General features: G+C 32.6%; 3 protein-coding genes. All 3 read left to right on the top strand.

Features of this window, described 5'->3' with window-relative positions:
- Positions 1-730 precede the first annotated feature (730 nt).
- The 3 genes from fabD to ERL59_RS14155 are packed head-to-tail and all read left to right on the top strand — an operon-like array spanning position 731 to position 25431.
- A complete protein-coding gene (gene fabD, locus ERL59_RS14145) occupies positions 731-1942 on the top strand; it encodes an ACP S-malonyltransferase (RefSeq protein WP_160646871.1) in 1212 nt (403 codons plus the stop codon).
- A gap of 17 nt (positions 1943-1959) precedes the next feature.
- Complete coding sequence (locus tag ERL59_RS14150; RefSeq protein WP_160646872.1) at positions 1960-17661, top strand: non-ribosomal peptide synthetase; 15702 nt, start codon at positions 1960-1962, stop codon at positions 17659-17661.
- Positions 17662-17676: 15 nt separating this feature from the next.
- Entirely contained in the window at positions 17677-25431 is a 7755-nt protein-coding gene (locus ERL59_RS14155) for a non-ribosomal peptide synthetase (protein ID WP_160646873.1), read from the top strand.
- The last annotated feature ends 1 nt before the right edge of the window (position 25432 follow it).

The following is a 25432-nucleotide window of genomic DNA, read 5'->3' on the forward strand; positions in this document are numbered from 1 at the left end:
ATTTTTTTATATGCAAAGATATTTGAACTTTTAGCTTGAATAAACGTAATAAATCAATTGAGAGTGATAAATAGTTACTACAACTATTTTAAAATGGGATATATGAATAATATTAATACTTATTATTAATGATGTTCATTGTAATATTCAAAAATTGTATAGTATTATTCAACATAGAGGTACAATATTTAGACAATAAAGCATAAAAAATACAAATTGGATATGATTAATTTTAATAAAAATTTAATACATATATATAACTTATGAACAGAAGTTTATGTCATTGTCACAAAATATGGAAAAAAGTAATTGATTATTTTTTCAATATAAGATATCATTAACTATCATTAACTGTTTAATATGATTGAACTTCAAAATAAACTAGTTTAAAATCCTATTTTATTTATTAAAAAATGTAAAAAACATGTTAAATAATAAAATTATTGTTGATTTTTGGAGTTTTATAGTATATAAATAATAATTAGCATGGTAGAAAATAACACAAATGGATGGAAGTTGACTGATATAAAAAAATAAACCCATATAAATTCCAGTGCATCTTTGGCAGGACTCACGGAATTTACATGGGTGTCAGACTAGTACCCTTTTTTTGGGATACATCTGTCCTTTTTATATCTTACAACATTTACATCAATTTGTTAAGTTATTTTACTCATAATATCGAAGCCTAGTATAAATTTAATTTTTTTATAGAATCGAGGTTAGTAAAATGGGTAAATTAGCTTTTCTCTTTCCAGGACAAGGCTCTCAATATATTGGTATGGGAAAGAAGTTTTATGATCAATACATTCTTGCAAAACATCGTTTTGAAGAAGCTAACGAAGCACTTGGTATGAATTTAAGTAAACTATGTTTTGAAGGTAATATTAATATTAAAGAATTGACACAAACAATGAATGCACAACCAGCTATTTTAACTGTTAGTGTTATTGCCTTTGAAATTTTTATGCAAGAAGTAGGGCTAGAGCCTATGCTGTTAGCAGGGCATAGCTTAGGGGAATATAGTGCTCTAACATGCGCTGGTTCAATTTCATTTTCAGATGCAGTAAAGATGGTTAGACAGAGGGGAATTTTAATGCAGAATTCAATATCCTCTGAAGAAGGGACCATGTCTGTAGTCGTGGGATTTAGTTATAACCAACTAAAAGAAATATGTGAAAATGTATCAACAGATCGTCACCCAGTTGTTATTGCCTGTAATAATTCAAATAAACAAAATGTAATATCAGGTCATAGATTTTCAATAGATAAAGTTATGACTATACTCCAAGAAACATCTTCCACAACATCTCCTTTAAATGTGAGCGGTCCCTTTCATAGTCCAATGATGAAAGAAGCAGCTGAAAATCTAGTATTCGAATTACAAAAATATCATTTCAACAAAGAGAAATGGCCTATTATTTCAAATGTAACAGCATTGCCATATAAACAAAATGAAGACGTTATACAATTGTTGAAAAGACAGATGACTGAAACCGTAAGATGGTATGATACAATGATGTACTTCCAACAACAAGGTGTAACGCATACGCTAGAATTTGGACCGAAAACTACACTAAGCAACCTATGCAAAAAAAATATAAATAATATCCACACTTATTCTATAGATCATAGAGATGATCTGATTAACGTAGAAAAATTCATAGAACATTATCATACAACTAATCTAAAAACTAATTTAATTCTCTTAGAACATTGTCTTAACTCTGCAATGATACATAAAAACAGAAACTTGGATCATGATGAATTCACCAAAGGGGTAATTAAACCCTATGAACAATTAAAACAGTTACTAAAAGATACTGAAGTAGGTTTAAATGATTCACAAATGAAAACAGCAGTAGATACGATTAAGTCCATTCTTCAAACTAAGAAAGTAACAGAGCATGAACAGCAGAGAATTCTAAGCAAGATACATTAACTTTTAGGGGGTAGATGATGTTTACAAAACAATTTAAAACGTTAAAAGATGTGTTGGTTGAGAGAAGTAAATTGGATGATATAGGGATTGTATTTATTGAAGCCGATCACAAAGAAAGTAGGTTAACCTATCGTGAATTATACCATGAATCTCTCTATTTTTTGCATGATTTGCAAAAACAGGGTTTAAAGCCAAAACAGGAAATTGTTTTCCAGTTAGAAGATAATAAACAATTTATCATTGCATTTTGGGCCTGTATTTTGGGAGGAATGATTCCTGTACCTGTAAGTATAGGTAATAATGATGAACATAAATTAAAAGTATTTAAAATATGGAACACGCTACATAACCCTCACATGATTACTTCACAAAAATTCTTGAACACCTTAAAAAAATTTACAAATAAGAACAACCAAATCGATTCTTTAGAACATATTGTTGAAAGAGTAACGATTATAGATGATGAAAAATTGAGTCATACAGAAGGAAAAATCATTCATTGTAAACCATCGGATATCGCTTTTATTCAATTTTCCTCAGGTTCCACAGGAGATCCCAAAGGTGTTACATTAACTCATGAAAATTTAGTATACAACACTTGTGCAATAAATAACAGAACAGAAGTAAATCAAAATGATTCTTATTTATCTTGGATGCCTCTCACACATGATATGGGACTGATTTGTTGTCATCTTACACCTCTAATTGCTGGTATTCATCAATATTTTATTCCTACTCCTTTGTTTATAAGACAACCATTATTATGGATGAAAAAAGCCAATGAACATAAAACTACCATTCTTTCTTCTCCTAATTTTGGCTACCAATACTTTTTAAAATTTTTTAAACCTGAAAAAGCTAAAGGTTGGGATTTGTCAAATATTAAGATGTTTTTTAACGGAGCTGAACCGATTTCTACGGAAGTTTGTCATTCTTTTGTAGACACATTAGCACCATACCATTTAAAAAGGACGGCGATGACAACCGTATACGGGTTAGCTGAAGCATCTGTGGGTGTATCCATTCCTGATATAAGCAAAGAATTTGAGACACTGTATTTGGATAGAAACGAATTAAATATAGGTCAAAAAGTTGTACAAATTAATCCGCAAGATCAGAAAGCACTATCCTTTGTTAAAGTTGGAAACCCAATTGATTACTGTGAGCTTAGAATCTGTGACGATCAAAACAATCTATTATTTGAAGATATGATTGGTCATATACAGATTAAAGGAAAAAATGTAACACAAGGTTATTATAATAATGAAAAAGCAACCTCGGATATGATGACCTCAGATGGCTGGGTAGATACAGGAGATCTAGGTTTTTATCATGAAGGAGAACTTGTGATCACAGGAAGAGCTAAAGATATTATTTTTGTGAATGGTCAAAATGTGTATCCTCATGATATTGAAAGAGTTGCAATAGAAATTGATGACGTTGAGCTTGGCAGAGTAGCAGTTTGTGGAGTCCGTGATTTGAATAAAGATCAAGAGCAAATTGTAGTTTTCGTAGTTTCTAAAAAAAAGGTAGAAAAATTCCTTCCTCTTGCCACAGAACTAAAGAAGCATTTATTAATAAGGGGGAGTTGGGAAGTATCTGAAGTCATACCTATACGTCAAATGCCAAAAACAACAAGTGGAAAAGTTCAAAGATACAAATTGGGAAAACAATATGAAAATGGTGAATTTGCAGAAGTATTAACACAGTTGAATGAACTTTCAAATGAAGCAATGAACGAACCTTTCATTTTACTAGATAATTTTGAAGAGAAATTATATGAGATTTGTACTGAAATATTAAATGATAAACAAATTAGTGTGAATACAAGCTATTTTGACATTGGAGTTACTTCTATACAAATCGCTCAAATTACAGAAAAAATAGAGAAGGAATTTAAGATAAATTTAAATGTTACTGATTTATTTGCCTATCCTACCATCTCTGAATTGTCAAAGTATCTATCTGAGCAGAGCAATAAAAAAATAGATAGTAATTCTAAAAATCATATGAATAAGAAACACGATGTTGAGGATCACCAACAAGATAGTGATATCGCAATTATAGGGATGTCCATGAATTTTCCCGGTGCAGCATCAGCACATGAATATTGGAATCATTTATCTGAAGGAAAGCATAGTATTGGACAGTTTCAACATGATAGAAAACAAGATGCATTAGATTACTTATCTTTATTGGATTGGGATAAAAGTGAGGACGAATTTGTTGAAGGCGCTTATCTCGATGAGATTGATAAGTTTGATTACTCATTTTTTAAATTAAATCCTAAAGAAGCTAGTTATATGGATCCTAATCAAAGACTTTTCTTAGAATCGTGTTGGCATACATTTGAAGACGCAGGATACGCAGGGGATCGAATAAGAGGAGGAAACGTTGGGGTTTATGTTGGATATTCAAAAGTAGGTTATGATTATGAACGCTTAATTTCCAAAAATAATCCAGAAGCATTGCAGAACTATATCGTAGGAAATTTACCTTCTGTTTTAGCAAGTAGAATAGCTTATTTCTTGAATTTGAAAGGTCCTGCAATCACAATTGATACAGCATGTTCTTCATCACTTGTAGCCGTTCATATGGCAAGCAAAGCTTTAAAAAATGGTGAATGTGAGATGGCTGTGGCAGGTGGAATTAGAACCATTTTACTTCCAACTGAATTAGGCTTGGATATGGAATCTTCTGATGGAAGAACAAGAACATTTGATATGAATTCTGATGGTACTGGCGTAGGCGAAGGTGTAGGCTCTGTTTTACTTAAACCGTTAAATAGAGCGATAGAAGATGGAGATCATATTTATGGAGTGATCAAAGGAAGTGCAGTGAATCAGGATGGAGCAACTAATGGGATTACTGCTCCGAATCCAGTATCTCAAACTGAAGTGATTAAAGAAGCATGGCATGATGCAGGAATTGATCCTACTTCATTATCCTTTATAGAAGCTCATGGAACAGGGACGAAGTTAGGAGATCCAATTGAAATCGAAGGATTGCGTAAAGCCTTTGAAGATTATACGGATCATAAACAATTTTGTGCCATTGGTTCAGTAAAAACGAATATAGGCCATCTATTTGAAGCGGCTGGAATTGCCAGTCTCATTAAATCAGTATTGATGTTAAACAAAAAACAGAATCCGCCGTTAGTACATTTTCAAAAACCGAATAAAAACATACATTTTGAAAAAACCCCTTTTTATATAGATACTGACTTAACTGATTTTGATAAAACTGAACAGCCTTTAAGAGGTGGGGTTAGCTCTTTTGGTTTTAGTGGTACAAATGCACACGTTGTACTTGAACAATATAACCCTTCAAATAAAGAGAGCACTAATAATCATGAATTACCATATGTTTTTACAGTATCAGCTAAGAGTAAATGGTCGTTAAATGAATTAATAACACGATATAAAAATATGTTATTGAATGATAAAAAAGTAGAACTACAATCTGTTTGTTTCACTTCCTCCATGGGAAGGGCTCATTTGGATCATAGAATCGCAATTGTAGCTTCTAGTAAAGAAGAGTTAAAACTTAAGTTAGAGGCAATAGAAAAAAACCAGATCAACATGGAAGGCATATTTCAAGGTGAATATCAAATTGTTGTTGATTTTAATCAGCAAAAAGCAAAGGGAGAAATAACAGAAAGAGAGCTTCATATGATTTCTGGCAAGGCAAATACGATCATTGAAGCAATGAGTTTTGATGGAATAAAAGAACAAACTCTACTAAAAGAAATATGTGAATACTATGTGCAGGGGGCTGAAATTAGATGGGACAAGTTCTATTCCTTTTATCACAAAATAAGGAAAACCCCGCTGCCTTTATATCCTTTTGAAAGAAAACGATGTTGGGTGTTAGTAAATGACACAAATACATCTAGTCGATTGAAAAAAGATAAGGTTGTAGCAATGAACGATTTTGTAAATGAATCAACTCATCATACTAGTCTAACTATATCTTCCTCCCTAAAAGATATAGTGAGCAGAGTCTCTGGGTTAGAAATAGATGAAATTAATGAAAATGCTCATTTCTTAGAAATGGGACTTGACTCCATTATGTTGGTTCAAATTAGAAAAGAAATTTATGAAATGTTTCACATTGACATAGAGATGGAAAAGTTTTTTGACTCTATTACAAATTTATATCATTTAAGTCATTTTATCTCTGAAGTAGTTTCATCACAGGATGTAGCAGCAACGATGATGGCAGAGCGTTCTGTAGAAAAAAGTGATATTGAAACCGAAGGAATCGAACAAATCACTACGAATATAATCGACACACAGATGAGTTCTGCAGAGCATATCATTTCAAAACAAATTGAATTAATGAACGAACAGCAACAAAACTTTACTAATCTCATGATGCAGCAACTTCAATTATTGGACAGTAGTGAGAAATCTACTATAGATCATTTTTCAAAGATAAATAAAGCTGATGTCACGACAAAATTGTCCAAAAAGGTTATTAACAATGAAACAAAAGCAAAACCTTTTATTCCGTATCAACCGATTGTGATAGAAGACAATGATAGTTTTACTGACCAACAAAAAAAATATTTAAAACAATTTATTGCTGACTATAACCAAAGAACGAACAATTCTAAAAATGTGGCACAAGAAACGCGAGATGTGCATGCAAACAATCGAAATGTATCTGGGTTTCGCTTAGGTTGGAAAGAAATCGTATATCCAATTGTGGCTGAGCAATCTGCCGGAGCAAAAATGTGGGATATAGATGGTAATGAGTATATTGATCTCACAATGGGTTTTGGAGTTAATCTGTTTGGCCATAATCCAAAATTCATTCAGGATGAACTTGAGCAAAGTGTACAACCAACCTTACCTCCTCTAGGTCCGATGTCAGATATGGCAGGTGAAGCAGCATCATTAATTCGTGAGTTGACTGGTGTTGAACGTGTAGCTTTTTATAATACGGGTTCAGAGGCTGTCATGTTTGCATTGCGTTTAGCAAGAGCAAAAACGGGACGATCAAAAGTGGTGATTTTTTCTGGTTCTTATCATGGTACATTTGATGGTGTATTAGGAGTTGCAAACCTTGATGCTGATGAATCATCCGCAATTCCGATGGCACCTGGTATTACGTCAAGTTATGTAGATGATGTAATCATGTTGAATTACAACAGTCCAGAAGCTCTAGAAATGATTCAAAATCATGCTCATGAATTGGCAGCTGTATTAGTAGAACCTGTGCAGAGTAGAAGACCTGATCTACAACCGAAAAAATTTTTACAACAACTAAGAGAAGTGACAGAGAAGTCTGGAACTGCACTTATTTTTGATGAAGTAATAACAGGTTTTCGGATTGGGATTGACGGAGCACAAGCTTATTTTAATATTCAAGCTGATCTTGTGATTTATGGAAAAGTAATTGGTGGAGGTATGCCGATTGGTATTGTTGCAGGAAAAGGAGACTTTATGGATCCTGTAGATGGAGGGACTTGGCATTTTGGTGATGCATCTTATCCTCGTTATGCTGATCAAAAAACTTTTCTTGGTGGAACATTCTGTACTCATCCAATCACGATGAGGGTAATGTTAAAAGTATTAAACTATTTAAAATTAAACAATAAAAACTTATATACAGATGTGAATGAAAAAACAAATTATCTTGTAAATGAACTAAATGCTTATTTTAAATCTACAGGTGTTCCTATATATATGGTGAATTATGGTAGTTTATTTAGATTTGTTTCCTTTGGAGACATTGAATTATTTTTCTATCATCTTATTCATAAGGGGATATATATTTGGGAAGGCAGAAACTGCTTTTTATCAACTGCTCATACTATGGAACATATAGAAGAGTTGATTAAAGTGGTTAAAGAAACAGTGACTGACCTTCGAAGAGGTGGATTTTTACCAGGACAGCCAGAACCACCCAATAGAGGTACGAACAATAACTTAAAAACTTCTAAAGACAAATCACTACAATTAACAAATGAACAGAAGCAATTATGGATAGCATCAATGGCTGGAAATTCACAGTCAGCTGCAGCTAATGAATCTGTTTTATTGAAGTTAAAAGGTTCTTTAAATTTGAAAGTACTAAAAGAAGCCGTCTCTCTTTTAATGGAAAGACATGAATCATTGAGAACAGTGATAGAGCCAAATGGTAGTTTTCAAGTTGTAAAACCTGATTTAAATATAGACATAAACATTGAAGATTTCACAACCATTACTATAGAAGAACAGCAAGAAACCATAAATGAATGGTTGAAACAAGATGCAGAACAAGGATTTGATTTAAAATCAAACTTCCCTTTATTTAGAATCAGTCTACTAAAACAATCAGAGACTACTCATTTGTTGTTGTTAACTTTCCACCATATCACAGTAGACGGTTGGTCTATTGGAGTATTTATAAATGAGTTGGAAAAAGTATATTCTTCCATTTGTCAAGGCACTCAATTCAATTTACCTGTTCCTGTACAATTTGAATCATTTCTAAATTGGCAGAATGGGTTACAACAAGGAGGAATGCAGCAAGCTGTTAATTATTGGTCTGAGAAGTTTGCCAAACCTATCTCTGTTGTACATCTCCCTTCCCTAAATGGTCATTTACAACATAAATCTTATCAGTGCGATCGTTATTCGATAAAACTAGATCAACAGTTAACAAAAAAATTAAGAGCATTAAGTATTGAAACGAAAAATAGTTTATTTGTCACTTTATTAACGGCATTTAAATTATTTATTCATAGAATCACTGGTGAAAATGACATTGTGGTGGGCATTCCTACAGCAGGTCAAGCTCATATGGACGAGCACATCATCATTGGAAATTGTGTGAACTTGCTTCCTATTTATAGTCAGGTTGAAGACCAAATTTCTTTTTCTAGTTATTTAAATGAGATAAAAACGGCTTTGAAAGAAATTGAAGTCTATCAAAATTACTCGTTGGCTCAATTAGCAGAAAGAGTTAGAAATATTCCAGACATCCATATCTTATTTAACATGGACAGACCGATAAAAAAATTAAATTTTTTGGGGTTAGATACAGAAATAATACCATATCCTGCTAAATATTCTTACTATGATTTGTTTCTCAACGTGACCGATATTCATAATGAATTGTGGGTAGATTTCGATTACAGCATAGATTTGATACAACCTGAAGTTATGAAAATATGGGTAGAAGGTTTTATTCATATGCTGCAAACGATCACGCAAAATAGTACAGCTAAAATTGCTCAAATTGGTTTAGTTACTCCAGAGAATAAGGAACAAATATTAAACGCTTGGAATGAAAATGCTCAAAAACTAAATGAAAAAATAATTAATCGAACCAATATATCATTGCCCACAGATCAATATAAGTACATGATATTAGACCGTTATATGCAGCCGTCTCCAATAGGAACGATAGGAGATCTCTATATAGAAAATGGTAATGAGACAAATCATACGGGGCTGCTTGCTATGAACCAACTTGATGAAAAGATAGAAATTATAGGGGAAGTTGAAAATCAAATTAAAGTTCGTGGGTATAGTATGAATTTAAGTCAACTGGAACAATTTATAATCAACCTTTTCCCAGTATCAGATTGTGTCATTGTAGATAAACAAATGATTTCAAAAGAAGAGCAAGGTTTGATTGCATACATTGTTGGAAAGGACAAATGGGTTGATACAAGGTTGATCAGAAAAATGATGATGGAATTACTCCCAGATTATATGGTTCCTAACGTTGTATTCGGAATGGATCATATTCCATTGAAATCAGATGGTAAAGTAGATATTCAACTCCTTCCTAATATTGAGAAAAAGATAATAAATGAAGAAACAACGAATGAAACAGAAGAGCAATTGCGTGAAATATGGTGTGACATTTTAGATTTAAAGCAAATTGGATTACACGACGATTTTTTCACTATTGGAGGAAATTCTTTGAAAGCTACCATTATGCTTTCAAAAGTATATGAACAATTTAATATACAAATCCAGATTGGACAAATGTTTAAGCACTCTACTGTGAAAGAACTTAGTATGTTGATTAGAGGTGGAAACAAAGATGCTTTCAAACCTATATCAATTGTTCATAACAAAGATCATGTTTACCCTGTTTCCCCTGCTCAAAAAAGAATATATATCCTTGAACAATTGAAAGAACGTAGTTTGATTCATAATATACCAGGTAAACTCATGATTGAAGGGGATTTAGAGGTTCATGTTTTAAATTTTGTACTAAAAACACTTGTAAATCGACATGAGGGATTTAGAACAGTTTTTGAAATTGTTGATGGAGAAATTGTGCAAAGAATCGTGGATTCAATTGATTTTAAACTTGAAGCAGTTCAAGTAGAGGATAAACAAATAGATTCAGTTATTGAAAATTTTGTGCAACCATTCGATTTAACAAAAGCACCATTATTTAGAGCTAAGTTATTAAAAATGGAAGAAAACAAACATATTTTATGTTTAGATATGCATCACATCATATCAGATGGATTTTCTATGGCGATATTTATTAATGAATTTATTCGATTAGTTCAAGGTGATCCATTACCAGAGTTAACAGTTCAATATAAAGATTTTGTTTTATGGCGAGAGCAAAATTTTGATGAAAAAAAGAGTAAACCTATGGAAGACTACTGGTTAAGTCAGTTTAGTGATGAAATCCCAGTATTAAATATGCCACTTGATTATCCAAGACCTCAAACTTTAAAAACAGAGGGTGAAAGAATCACTTTTACAGTAGATGAGTTATTAACTAAACAATTAAAACAAATTGCTCATGAAACAAAAACGACGATGTTCATGGTATTGCTGTCAGCTTATAACATTTTACTTCATAAATATACAGGTCAGAATGATATTATAGTAGGCACTCCTATATCAGGAAGAAATCATGCTGATATTGAACAAATGATAGGTGTATTTATTAATACAGTTGCGATCAGAAACAAACCTTCTGTTGATAAAAAATATAAACAATTTTTACAGGAAGTAAAGATGTATTCCTTGCAAGCGTTTGAAAATCAAGATTATCCATTTGAAGATCTTGTGGATAGGTTGAATGTAGATCGGGATACAAGTAGAAATCCAATCTTTGATACCCTATTTATTTTACAAAATATGGACATCTCAGAAGTGGTATCAGGGAATTTAAAGTTTTCACCTACAGAATTAAATCCAGGAGTTTCTCCATATGATTTGACTTTAAGTGCTGAGGATAGAAATACTCATTTGGTATTTCATATTGATTACAGTACTGCATTATTTAAAAAGAGTACGATTCATAGATTGATTTCTCACTTTAATCATTTGTTACATCAAATTACAAAAAGCTTAGAATTAACGTTGTCTGAAATTGAAATTCTACCTCGTGAGGAAAAACAAAAACTATTAGTAGACTTCAATGATACGAAACTAGCTTATGATACGAATAAAACACTGCATATTTATTTTGAGCAGCAAGTGGAAAAAACACCATATGCAACAGCTTTAGTATTTGGAAACCAACAAATCTCATATTCGGAGTTAAACCAAAAAGCAAATCAACTAGCACATCTATTGCGAGAGAAACAAGTGAAACCTGGAAGTCTAGTAGGAATTATGTTAAATCGCTCTATAGATATGATGATAGGAATATTAGGTGTTCTAAAGGCAGGAGGAGCTTATTTACCTATTGATCCAAACTATCCTTTAAAAAGAATTGAATATATGATAAATGATGCTCAAGTAGAAATGCTGCTGGTTCACTCTGATTTTGAAAAGAAAATTAGTAAAAGAACAGAGATATTGATTGTTGATGAGAACTTATACAAAGGTAAAGCAACGAATCTGACCAATGTAAATCATTCAGAAGATCTAGCGTATACGATTTATACTTCTGGTTCAACAGGAAATCCAAAAGGGGTCATGATTTCTCATAGAGCGGTTCATAATTTTATAGAAGCGATGTGTGAGCAAATCCCATTTCATCAAAGCAAGTCTATTTTGGCTCTCACAACGATTTCTTTTGATATTTTTGTCCTTGAAACTTTACTGCCACTCATGAAAGGGATGAGAGTAGTCATTGCTGACGAAAATCAGCAAATCGATGCGAAAGCATTGAAGGAAGTGATTGAAACAAATGATGTGGATATGATTCAAATTACACCTTCTAGATTAAAAATGCTGATGGCAGAAGACTTGAAACTAGATTTTCTCAATCATATGACTGAGATCTTACTAGGTGGTGAGGCATTGCCAACTCATTTGTTTGAAAGTTTAAAGTCATTTTCAAATTTAAAAATATATAACATGTACGGACCTACAGAAACAACGGTATGGTCATGTGTGAGTGATCTTACTCAAAAGGAATCTGTAGACATTGGTGGACCAGTAGCAAATACCCAAGTATATATTTTGAATGAAAATCAACAACTTCAACCGATTAATATTCCTGGGGAGTTATGTATTTCAGGTGATGGGCTAAGTAAGGGATATTTAGATCAGGCGCAGTTAACCGATGAAAAATTTGTCCCTGATCCTTTTAAACCTGATGAGAAAATGTATAAAACTGGGGATTTAGCAAAATGGAATGAAAACGGGGTTATACAATATTTGGGGAGAATGGATCATCAAATTAAAATCCGTGGATATCGAATTGAATTGGAAGAAATCGAGAAAGCAATAGTGAAACGTGATCAGATTCAAGAAGCTGTTGTGTTAGCTTATGAAGATAAAAATAGGGATAAGTACCTTGCTGCTTTTTATGTTTCAGAAGAGGAACTTTTAATAGATGAGTTAAGGAACAGTCTTATTCATGAACTTCCTGAATATATGATACCTTCGTATTTGACTCATCTTGATCATATGCCTTTAACACCAAATGGAAAAATCGATAAAAAATCATTACCTAAACCTGATCATTCATATAACAAAACAGTTAATTATGTCAAACCTAGAAACAATATAGAAGAAAAACTATGTCAATTATGGATGGCAGAATTATCCCTTAACCAAATTGGAATTCATGATCACTTTTTTAAACTAGGTGGGCACTCCTTAAAAGCAACGATTCTTATTACTAAGATAAATAAAGAATTTAACATCAATATTCCAGTTCGTGTGATGTTTAAACACCCTACGATTAGTGAGTTGGCTGCATTTATATCTGGATCGGAGAAAAATGAACATTCATCTATACCTATTGATAATGAAAAGAGAATGTATTCTTTATCACCAGCTCAAAAAAGATTGTTTTTACTTCAACAGATACATAAGTCAAGTACAGCTTATCATTTGACAGGTGCCCTTCAGTTAGATGGTCATATAGACAGACAACGATTAGAGGAAACTTTCCATCAGGTTATTAGGCGACATGAAACACTTAGAACTTCATTTCCACTTGTTGATGGTGAACCTGTTCAACGGATACATGAGGATGTGGATTTTAAAATTGAATGTTACGATTTGCAAGGTGAGTTAGACCCGTTTATAAATGAAATGATCGTCGCTTTTGATTTAAGTAAAGCACCTTTGATAAAAGTAAATTTAATTAAAATTACCAATAACAAACATCTATTGTTTATTGATATGCATCATATCATTTCCGATGGTACTTCCATTCATATTTTAATAGAAGAATTTAATCAATTGTACAATGGCAAATCATTGCCGCAGCTTCATGTACAATATAAACATTTTGCCGAGTGGCAGCATGATTTGATGAGAAAAGGTGTATATGATAACCAGAAAGAGTATTGGTTAAATCAGTTTAAAGATGAAATTCCAGTTCTTTCTTTACCAACTGATTTCCACCGTCCACAGAAGCAAAGCTTTGAAGGAGATAAAATCACATTTGAGATTGGTGAGGAATCTCTAGAAAAATTAAAAAAGGTTGCGAATGAGACCGGGGCTACCCTATTTATGGTTTTGTTATCTGCCTATTACATTTTATTGTCAAAATATTCTGGACAAGAAGATATCGTAGTTGGTTCACCAGTTATAGGTAGGAATCACGCAGATGTTCAACATTTACTAGGCATGTTTGTGAATACATTGGCATTAAGAAATAAACCTATTTCAAATAAAGAGTTTTCAGCATTTTTACATGAGGTTAGAGAAAATAGTGTTCAAGCTTTTGATCATCAGCAGTTTACATTTGAAGAGCTAGTTGAGCAGCTTCAGTTAAAAAGGGATTTAAGTAGAAATCCATTGTTTGATGTCATGTTCAGCATGGAAAGTAGTGAATCTGATGAAATGAAAATGGAAGGGTTAACCATTCAACCTTATGATTTAAAACAAAATACAACCAAATTTGATTTATTACTCGAAGCTAGGGAAGTAGAAAACGGTATCCAGTTTGGTCTTGAATTTTCTACTAACTTGTTTACTAAACAAACGATAGAAAGAATGGCTGTACATTTTTCCAATATTCTACATCACATCACTCTAAATAAAAATATCAAATTAAAAGACATAGATATGATTGAGAATGAGGAAAAAAATCAAATTTTAAATGATTTTAACCAGACTGAAGCTGAATTCCCGTCTGAACAAACATTACATCAATGTTTTGAAGAACAAGTAGAACAAAATCCAGATAAAATAGCTGTTTTCTATGGAAGTAAGAAGTTGACATATAACGAGATGAATCAAAAATCAAATAGTCTAGGTAGGGTGTTAAGGAATAGAGGGATTAAAAACGATAGTGTCGTTGCAATTATGTTGGACCGCTCCCTTGAAATGATGATCGGTATTATGGGCATATTGAAGTCTGGTGGAGCCTATTTGCCAATTAGTCCTGAGCTGCCTATTGAGAGAACTAAATATATGCTTAAAAATAGTGGTGTACGAACCATTCTATGTCAAAAAAAATATATGAATAAAATTAGAAATGAGATTGAGATTGAAAATTTAGAGTTAATAAATCTTGAAGAAGACTCGTTGTATACCCAGGATCATTCTAATTTACCATATATCAACACTGCAAATGACTTAGCGTATATCATTTATACGTCTGGATCTACTGGCAAACCAAAAGGGGTCATGATTGAGCACAGATCTGTTATTAATAGAATTCATTGGATGCAAAAACAATATCCAATTGGTGATGAAGACACCATATTACAAAAAACACCGGTTTTCTTTGATGTTTCAGTGTGGGAGCTATTTTGGTGGTCAATGTATGGTGCTAGTGTATGTATGTTAAAACCTGGGGGAGAGAAGGAACCAAAAGCGATCATTGATGCGATCGAAAAATATAAAATCACAACGATGCATTTTGTTCCATCTATGCTTACTGCATTTTTAGATTATTTAGAAAATGTTGAACATAATATAAGTCGTTTATCTAGCTTAAGGCAAGTGTTTGCAAGTGGTGAAGCATTGAATATAAATCAAACTCAGTTATTTAATCAATGTTTGAACCGTGATTATGGTGTTAAGCTGCACAATTTGTACGGGCCAACAGAAGCTACGGTAGATGTGTCTTATTACGATTGTTCATCAAAGGAAGAGTTAAATATTGTACCTATAGGCAAACCGATTGATAATACACAACTTTATATTTTAGACAAAAACAATCAATTGATGTCTGTAGGATTGCCGGGCGAACTTCATATATCAGGTGTAGGTTTAGCAAGAGGATATTTGAATCAACCTGAATTAACATCAGAAAAGTTTATAAACAATCCCTTTAAACCTGGTGAGAAAATGTATAAAACTGGAGATTTAGCAAGATGGCTGCCTGATGGGAATATTGAATATTTAGGAAGAAATGATGATCAGGTAAAAATAAGAGGTCATCGAATTGAACTGGGTGAGATTGAGAAACATTTGACTGAAGATGAAAAAATAAAACAAGCTGTCGTTGTGTTAAAGGTGGATCAAAACAAAACACCAACCTTATGTGCATATTATATGGCTGACCATGAACTTGATGTAAAAAGAATGAAAAACAATTTAAGCAAGTTTATTCCTGAATACATGATTCCTTCTTATTTTGTTCAGATGGAAGAACTGCCTTTGAATCCTAGCGGTAAAGTAGACAGGAAAAAACTACCAGATCCTATCATAGATACGAAAAGCACCTATGTTAAACCTGAAAATGAAGTACAGGAAAAAATGATTCATGTTTGGGAAAAAACATTAGGAATGAAAGATATAGGCATTGATCATAATTTTTTCGAATTAGGTGGAGATTCCATTAAAGCTTTGCAAATTTCTTCAAGATTGATGGGTGAATACGGTTTGAAGTTAGATGTGGGTGATCTGTTTGAATATCCAGTAATAAAGGATCTTCATAAATATATTACATTCACCTCAAAAAAAGCAGACCAGTCCATGGTGATAGGTGAAGTAAATTTAACACCTATCCAAAGAAACTTGTTTGAGCAAGATTGGGAAGCTGTTCAGCATTATAATCAATCACTGATGCTTTATAGTGAGGAATTTAATGAAACGCTAGTGAAAAAGTCTTTTGAAATGATAGTTGAGCATCATGATGCATTAAGAATGACATTTTCAAATGAAAATAAGGAGATAACTCAGGTAAACCATGCAGTAGGTCATTCGTCGATCAATTTGAAAGTACTTGATTTAATGAAAGAAGAAAATAATTTAGGCCAAATAGAGAATAGCGCTAATCAGCTGCAATCATCATTTGATATTTCAAAAGGGCCACTTATAAAACTAGCTTTATTTAAAACCAACAAAGGAGATCATTTATTGATTATCATCCATCATTTGGTTGTGGATGGTGTGTCCTGGAGAATTATATTAGAGGATTTTGCAACGATTTACAATGGATTATTGAATAAAGAAAAGTTTAATCTTCCAGCTAAAACGGACTCATTTAAGTTATGGTCTGAGAGTTTGATGGCATATTCAACGGATAAAGAACTTTTAAAGGAAGCAGCATTTTGGAGTAGACAAGAACAAGCAAAAGTTCAAGTTTTGCCAAGAGACTATTCCATTTCTACTACGGTTGCAAAACATCAAAAAGTAGAGAAATTAACTTTAGATAAAGTGCATACTCAAAAACTATTACAAGATGTACATCATGTGTATAACACTGAAATAAATGACATTCTCTTATCCTCTTTAGGATTAGCCATCCGTGATTGGTTTGATCATGATCAAACCTTAATTCATGTAGAAGGACATGGTAGGGAAGAAGTCATGGAGGATGTTAATATTTCAAGAACTGTAGGTTGGTTTACTTCTATATTTCCTTTTGTATTATCAATGTCAAATGATAATGGAATATCAGATGTAATAAAACAAACGAAAGATAATCTAAGAAGGGTACCTAATAAAGGATTTGGTTATGGTATTTTGAAATATTTATCCACTATAGTAAAGGATGCTAACTTACCTTTAGAATTTAATGTTCAACCTGAAATATTGTTTAATTATCTTGGTCATATGGATGGTGATATTGGCACAGATCATTTTAAAATATCAGATGTATCAACAGGCAAAGAAATGGGTCCACAAATTAAAAAGGATTATGCGTTTGAGATTAATGGGATGATTTTAAATCATCAGCTGGTGTTGGAGTTTCATTATAATACCAAATTATATAAGAAAAGTACGGTCAGTCAGTTTATAGAATTGTACAAAAAAAATCTAGAGAATACGATAAACCATTGTTGTGAAAAAGAATCAAAGGAACATACACCGACAGATTATCACTTTAACAGTCTTTCTCAAGAGCAATTAGAAAAGGTTTCGAGTTTATTTAAAAAGTAGTTTTAGGATTTTAAAATGAATAGATTTGAGGTGGTTGTTTTGATAGATTCTGGCATTCGTAATATTTATAGACTCACTCCAATGCAGGAAGGTATGTTTTTTCACTCATTATTTGATCAAAACTCAAGTGCATACTTTGAACAAGCAGTATTAACATTACATGGAATTGTTGATCCAGAGTTACTTGAAAAAAGCTTTAACAAGCTGATTGAAAGATATGATGTGTTAAGAACGGTATTTATCTTTAAAGAAGTTGATCAACCCTTACAAGTTGTTTTGGATAAAAGGGAATCTTCCATTTATTACAATGACATCACAAGCTTAATGGAGAAAGACCAAACCGAACAAATAGAGCAATATAAGTTAAGTGAGAAAAAGAAAGGTTTTAATCTTGAGAAAGATATTTTAATTCGAATGGCATTGTTTAAAACGGATGAGGATAAGGTGAAGTTATTTTGGAACTTTCATCATATTATTATGGATGGATGGTGTTTAAGCATTCTTGCAAAAGACCTGTTTCAAATCTACTTTTCACTAAAAAATAGTTCATCCAATCCACTTCCAGAAGTATATCCATATAGTGATTATTTTACATGGTTAGATAAACAGGATCTTGATGGGCTTAAGTATTGGCAGAATGTATTGGAAGGATATGAGCAGCGCGCAACGATACCTGCAAGTAAAAGTGTAATTAAAAAAGATACAAGATATGAACATAAAAAGTATTCATTTAAGTTAAATGAGGGTTTGACAAATAAATTAGAAAAGTTAGCAGTAGTAAATCAAACGACACTAAGTACTGTATTTCAAGGGATTTGGGGTGTGTTACTACAAAAATATAATAATACCGATGATATTGTATTTGGTTCTGTTGTATCGGGCAGACCTCCTGAAGTCAGAGGGATTGAAAGTATGGTGGGATTATTTATAAATACCGTACCTATTCGAATCAAATCTGATGAACATAAGACCTTTAAATCTCTCTTATTTGAATTGAATCAATCTTTACGTATGGCTAATACTTATAGTTATTTGTCTTTAGCAGATATTCAATCTTCATCTACATTAAAAAATGATTTAATACAGCATATTGTTGTATATGAAAATTATCCTATGGAAGAAGTCATCATGAAAGACGTTGATCATCATGATCAAATTACTTTACTGAATAGCGAAATGTCAGAACACACAAACTATGACTTGGAAATTATTGTGTTTCCTGGTGAGCAATTAGAAGTCTGTTTTACTTATAACGGGCAGTTATATGATGATTTATTTCTAAAAAAATTAGAAATACATCTTAAACAGATTATGGAACAGGTGATCAATAATGAACATGTTCTTATCAGCAATATTGAAATGGTATCACAAGAAGAAAAGAAACAAATCTTAGTTGATTTTAATGATACAGATGTTGCATTTCCAATTCAGAAAACAATACATGAGCTCTTTGAGGAACAAGTCCGGTTAAATCCTGATCATACTGCAGTTCTCTTCAAAGAGAAAAAATGGACATATGATGAATTCAACAAAAAGGTTAATAGTTTCGCTAGAGTATTAAGAAATAAGGGCATAGAAAAGAATACGATCGTGGCCATTATGTTAGATCGCTCTTTAGAAATGATGGTGGGCATCATGGGAATTTTGAAAGCAGGTGGAGCGTATATGCCCATCAGTCCTGAATTTCCAATAGATAGAATAAAATTTATGCTTGAAGACAGCAACGCTCCAGTCATACTGACTCATGGAAAATATATGAAGATGATAAGTGAGCTAGTTCACACAGAAAAACTTCAAGTGATGAATTTAGAAGATAGCCATTTGTATCAATTTGAAGATTCCAACTTATCTAATATGAACTCATCAAATGATCTTGCATATATGATTTATACTTCTGGTTCTACAGGGAATCCAAAAGGGGTTTTAATAGAGCATCGTGCACTTATCAATCGACTTCATTGGATGCAAAAAGAATATCCGATAGGAGAAGGAGATGTTGTTTTACAAAAAACTCCATTTGTGTTTGATGTATCAGTATGGGAGTTGTTTTGGTGGAGTATACAAGGAGCTAGTGTATGTTTCTTGGAGCCAGGAGGAGAAAAAGAACCGGATGTGATGATTGAGACGATTGAAAAATATCATATTTCAACTATGCATTTTGTACCTTCTATGCTTAGTGCGTTTTTAGAATATTTAGAAAATATGGATAGTGAAAATCGTAGTTTAAAAAGTCTAAGGCAAGTATTTTCTAGTGGAGAAGCCTTAAAAACTACCCAAGTAGATTCTTTCGTTCATTTACTCTACAAAGAAAATGGTACAGAGTTACATAATTTATATGGACCTACTGAGGCAACTATAGATGTTTCTTATTATGATTGTGTTTCAAATGAAAAGATGAACGTTGTACCTATAGGTAAACCAATAGACAATATACAATTACACATACTTGATAAAAACCTTCATCTCATGCCAATCGGTTTAACGGGTGAACTTCATATTTCAGGTGTAGGGTTAGCGAGGGGATATCTGAACAGAAAGGAGCTTACTGAAGAGAAATTTATAAATAACCCCTTTCATCCTGGCCACAAAATGTATAAAACAGGAGATTTAGCAAGGTGGCTTCCTGACGGTAATATTGAATATTTGGGACGAAATGACCATCAAGTAAAAATTAGAGGTCATAGAGTAGAGCTTGGGGAAATTGAACAACATCTGATCAACCATGAAAGTATTCAGGAAATAGCCGTCATTACTAAAGAGATGAATGAGACCGTTTATTTATGTGCTTATTTCACATCAAAAATAAATCTAAATACAGCATCATTAAGAAGTTATATGAATCAGTGTGTACCTAAGTATATGGTTCCTAGTTATTTTATCCAATTGAAAGAAATGCCTGTTAATAACAACGGTAAATTAGATAGAAAAAAGCTGCCAGTTCCAACACAGCAAATTAAAACTTCTTTTATAGCTCCAAGAAATGTTACTGAGGAAACATTAAAAAACATATGGGAACAAGTATTAGAAATAGAACCCATTAGTATTCATCAAAGCTTTTTTGAATTAGGTGGCCACTCATTAAAAGCCACTGTGTTAGTATCCAAAATCTATCGTGAGATGAATGTAGAAATTAAGGTTAGAGATGTGTTTAGTTATAAAACTATCGCTAAACTTTCAGATCATATCAGTAAGCAAACCAAAAGCAGTATAACACCCATTCCGTCATTGAAAAATAAGCAGTATTACGAAGTGAGCACTGCGCAAAAAAGAATGTTTATACTAAATGAGCTGGAAGGTGAAAACAGTATAGCTTATAATATGCCATCCGCTTTTAAGGTTGAAGGAGATTTTAATGTAAATCACTTTTATCAGCAGATTCGTAGATTAATTGAAAGACATGAAATATTTAGAACGAGTTTTGTAAATGTAAATGGTGAAATTCAACAACAAATTGATACAGATGTGGATGTTAAGTCAGAGTATTTAGATTTAACCCATATACCAAAGGATGAGTATGAACAGGTAATTCAATCATTTATTAAACCTTTTGATTTATCAATGGCTCCACTGTTGCGGGTTAAAGTCATTAAAACAGATGAAAAGCAGCACCTTTTATTATTTGATATGCATCATATTATATCCGATGGCATTTCAGGGAAAATCGTCATTGATGAATTGATTAGGTTGTATGAAGGAAGCGATTTACCTCCATTACTTAACCAATACAAGGATTTTGCAGCTTGGCAAAATGAGCAATTGGAAACGGAAGAGATGAAAGTACAGGAACAATATTGGCTTAACATGTTTAATGATGAAATTCCTGTTATGAATATGCCCATAGATTATAAGAGACCTTCTGTTCAAAGCTTTGTAGGAAAGAAGATTTATTCTGTAACTGGGAATAAGTTGGCTGAAGAGATTAATCTTCTTGCAAATCAAGCTAACACTACTGTGTTCACAGTTTTACTTGCTGCCTATAATGTATTGCTAATGAAATATACTGGACAAAATGATATTGTTGTTGGCTCTCCAGTTGCTGGGCGGAATCATCCTGATTTGCAGCAAATGAACGGGTTATTTGTGAATACTGTAGCACTGAGGAATGTCTTAGATGATAAGAAATCCTTCTTAGATTTTATTCAATACGTATCAGAACGGACTTTGAATGCCATTGAAAATCAAGACTACCCTTTTGAAAAACTAATTGATCAATTAAACATAAACAGAGATACGAGCAGAAATCCATTATTTGACACGATGTTTAGCCTTTTTGAAGCAGAAGAACAAGAAATGACCATAGATGGGCTGCTTTTAAATCCATATCCAGTGGAAGAGAATAGCGCAAAATTTGACCTTATGTTAGATGTATACACTGAACCCTCAAATATAAGATTTGAACTGCAGTATAGTACAGACTTGTATAAAACGGAAACTGCAGAACGATTGTCTAATCATTATCTGATAATTTTAGAAGAACTAGTGAGAAACCCTAATATTCTTCTTTCAGAAATCAGTTTACTTTCTGAAAAAGAGCAGATTCAGATTAAGGAACAATTTAATGGTAAAAAGAGAGATTACGATTTTAGTAAAACAGTTAGTGAACGATTTGAAGAACATGTACGTAATTCAGCTGATAAAACGGCTTTGATTTATAAAAATCAAACAATATCTTATGACCAGTTAAATAAAAAAGCAAATCAAATGGCTAGATATTTGAGAAAAATGGGTATTAAATCCGAGGATATTGTTTCTGTTATGCTGGAGCGGTCACCTCAATTTGTACAGAGTGTATTAGGAATCTGGAAAGCACAGGCAGCTTATGTGCCAATTGATGTATCCTACGGAACTGACAGGAAATTAAACATTTTAAATGATTCCAAGGCTAAAGTTCTCATTACAAATTCTGAATATTTGGAATATGATCTTGAAACTAATGAGAAGATGAAGATTTTATGTCTTGACCAAATACAAGAAGAGATTGATCAAGAAGTACAGGATAACTTAAACCTGGAGATGGATATTCATAATCTAGCCTATATTTTATTTACTTCTGGTTCGACTGGTAAACCAAAAGGCGTCATGATCGAACATATTGGCATGTTAAATCACATATTGGCTGAAGCTGAAGAATTAAACTTAGATTCAAGCTTAGTTTTTGCTCAAAATGCTAGTCCATGTTTTGATATTTCCGTTTGGCAATTTTTTGGTGCTTTATCACTAGGTGGTACAACAGCTATTTATCCAAATGAACTTATATTAGAGGTTGATAAATTTTCTGAACAATTAGTTGCAGATGGAGTAACATTACTGGAAGTGGTTCCTACTTATTTATCTGTTTTATTAGATTATTTTGAGAATGAAAAGCTAGAATTGCCTTCATTATTAAATCTTATGGTGACAGGGGAATCGGTAAAACCTCATTTAGTCAAACGTTGGTTTGCACAGTTTCCGCAAATTAAGTTGGTAAATGCTTATGGTCCAGCAGAAGCATCTGATGATGTCAGCCAATTTATTATGGAAGAATTACCCAAAAAAGATATATCAAATATTTCTATTGGAAAACCAATAGCAAATATGAAAATTTACATCGTAGATGAAGAAATGAATTTATGTCCTATTGGTGTAGTTGGAGAACTTTGTGTGGCTGGAATTGGAGTTGGTAGAGGATATATAAATCATGCTGAGGGTACAGAGCAATCCTTTATGATCAATAAGTTTTCTGATCAATCAAACGAACGTTTATACAAAACAGGAGATATGGCTAGATGGAGATCTGACGGAAACATTGAGTTCATTGGAAGGAAGGACTTTCAGGTAAAAATTCGAGGGTTTCGAATAGAGTTAGAGGAAATCGAGTCCGCTATTTTAGAGCATCATGCTGTTAAAGAAGCAGTAGTGATTACACAAGAAGAAGATGAAAAATATATATGTGCTTACATTGTAGCAAATCCTAATTTTCAACTAATAGAATTGAAAACAGAGCTTAGTGATAAACTTCCAGATTACATGATACCAGCCTATTTTATGTTGATAGAACAGTTGCCTTTACTTGTTAGCGGAAAAATCAATAGAAAATTGTTGCCAACACCAGATAAAACTAGTGGAACAGACAAAGAAATCTTATCACCTGTAAATGAAATAGAAGAAGATCTTGTTTCTGTTTGGAAAGAGGTATTAGGTGTTCAGTTCATAGGAACGGATCACAACTTCTTTGAGCTTGGAGGTGACTCTATTAAAGCGATTCAGATGATTTCTAAATTTAATAGTAAAGGATATTTATTAAAAACTAGAGACTTATTCCAATATCCGGAGATTCATAGACTTGCCAAATGTGTAAGAAAAGAAAGAAAAGAAATAGATCAAAGCGCAGTAGAAGGGAAGGTTGTTTTAAGTCCTATTCAAAAATGGTTTTTTGAGCAGCAATTTACGAACATGAACCATTGGAATCAAGCGGTGATGTTGTTTAAGAGAGATCGATTTGACCTCCATATTCTTGAGAAGGCATTTACTAAAATGATAGAACATCATGATGCACTAAGAATGGTTTATTATCGTGATGATAATGGGGAAACAGTACAATTTAATCGTGATATAGGAGAAAGGATGTTTGATTTAACAGTTGCAGATATATCTGAACAAACCAATAGGGAATTAATGAACACTATTTATCAAATTCAAAGCAGTATAGATTTAGAACAAGGTCCACTTGTAAAGCTTGGGGTATTAAAGGCTAAGGACGGCGATCACTTATTGATTGCTATCCATCATCTGATTATTGATGGTGTATCATGGAGAATTTTGTTTGAAGATCTTTTAACTGCATACCAGCAAATGAGTCAAAATGTTTCTATTCAATTACCTAGTAAAACGGATTCCTATCTAAATTGGACAAGTTCATTAATGAATTATGCAAATAGCAAAGAGATGTTGGAAGAATTAACTTATTGGAGAGAAGTTGAGGATAATGCATTCTTTGCTATTCCTAAAGATAAAGAAGATCTTGAAATTAGTGCTAAGTATAATCAAACTTATCAATTTAAACTTTCTAAACAACAAACTAGTGAACTTTTAACTAGTGTTCATGCCACATATAACACAGAAATAAATGATATTTTATTATGTGCATTAGGGATCGCAGTTAAAAATTGGACAGGGGAAAATCAAGTATGTATCCATTTGGAGGGGCATGGAAGAGAAGAGATTATCAAAGATATGGATATTAGTAGAACGATGGGTTGGTTTACTTCTACTTATCCTGTAGTTCTCGATATGGATAACTCTGAAGATTTATCATACCAAATTAAGCATTTAAAAGAACATTTAAGACGAATTCCAAATAAAGGTATTGGATATGGAATTTTAAAATATTTGACTTCTGAGAATTACAAAAAGGATATCACTTTTGACTCTACACCAGAAATCAATTTTAATTACTTAGGTCAGTTTGATACTGATTTAAATACAGAGTTATTTGAAGGTTCTGAATTATCCTGTGGTCAGATGGTAAGTCCTAATTCTAATAGGGAAGTCCCTCTTGACATCAATGGTTTAGTAGAAGAGGAAATGCTGAAGATGGAGATTACCTATAATGCAAATGAATTTAAGGAAACAACAATTAAAAGTTTTGGAAATTTCTTTAAACAAAGTTTATCTGATATTATACAACATTGCATAACAAAGGAATCTAAAGAAATCACCCCTTCAGACGTAGGGGGAGAGGATCTTTCTATTGAAGATCTTGAGGCAATTTCAGCATTTTATGAAAGCTAAA

Source organism: Chengkuizengella marina, assembly GCF_009910845.1.
Lineage (GTDB): Bacteria > Bacillota > Bacilli > Paenibacillales > KCTC-33759 > Chengkuizengella > Chengkuizengella marina.

Coding starts and splice junctions, on each gene's coding strand:
- fabD (WP_160646871.1), top strand. CDS start 731: ATGGGTAAATTAGCTTTTCTCTTTCCAGGACAAGGCTCTCAATATATT.
- ERL59_RS14150 (WP_160646872.1), top strand. CDS start 1,960: ATGTTTACAAAACAATTTAAAACGTTAAAAGATGTGTTGGTTGAGAGA.
- ERL59_RS14155 (WP_160646873.1), top strand. CDS start 17,677: ATGAATAGATTTGAGGTGGTTGTTTTGATAGATTCTGGCATTCGTAAT.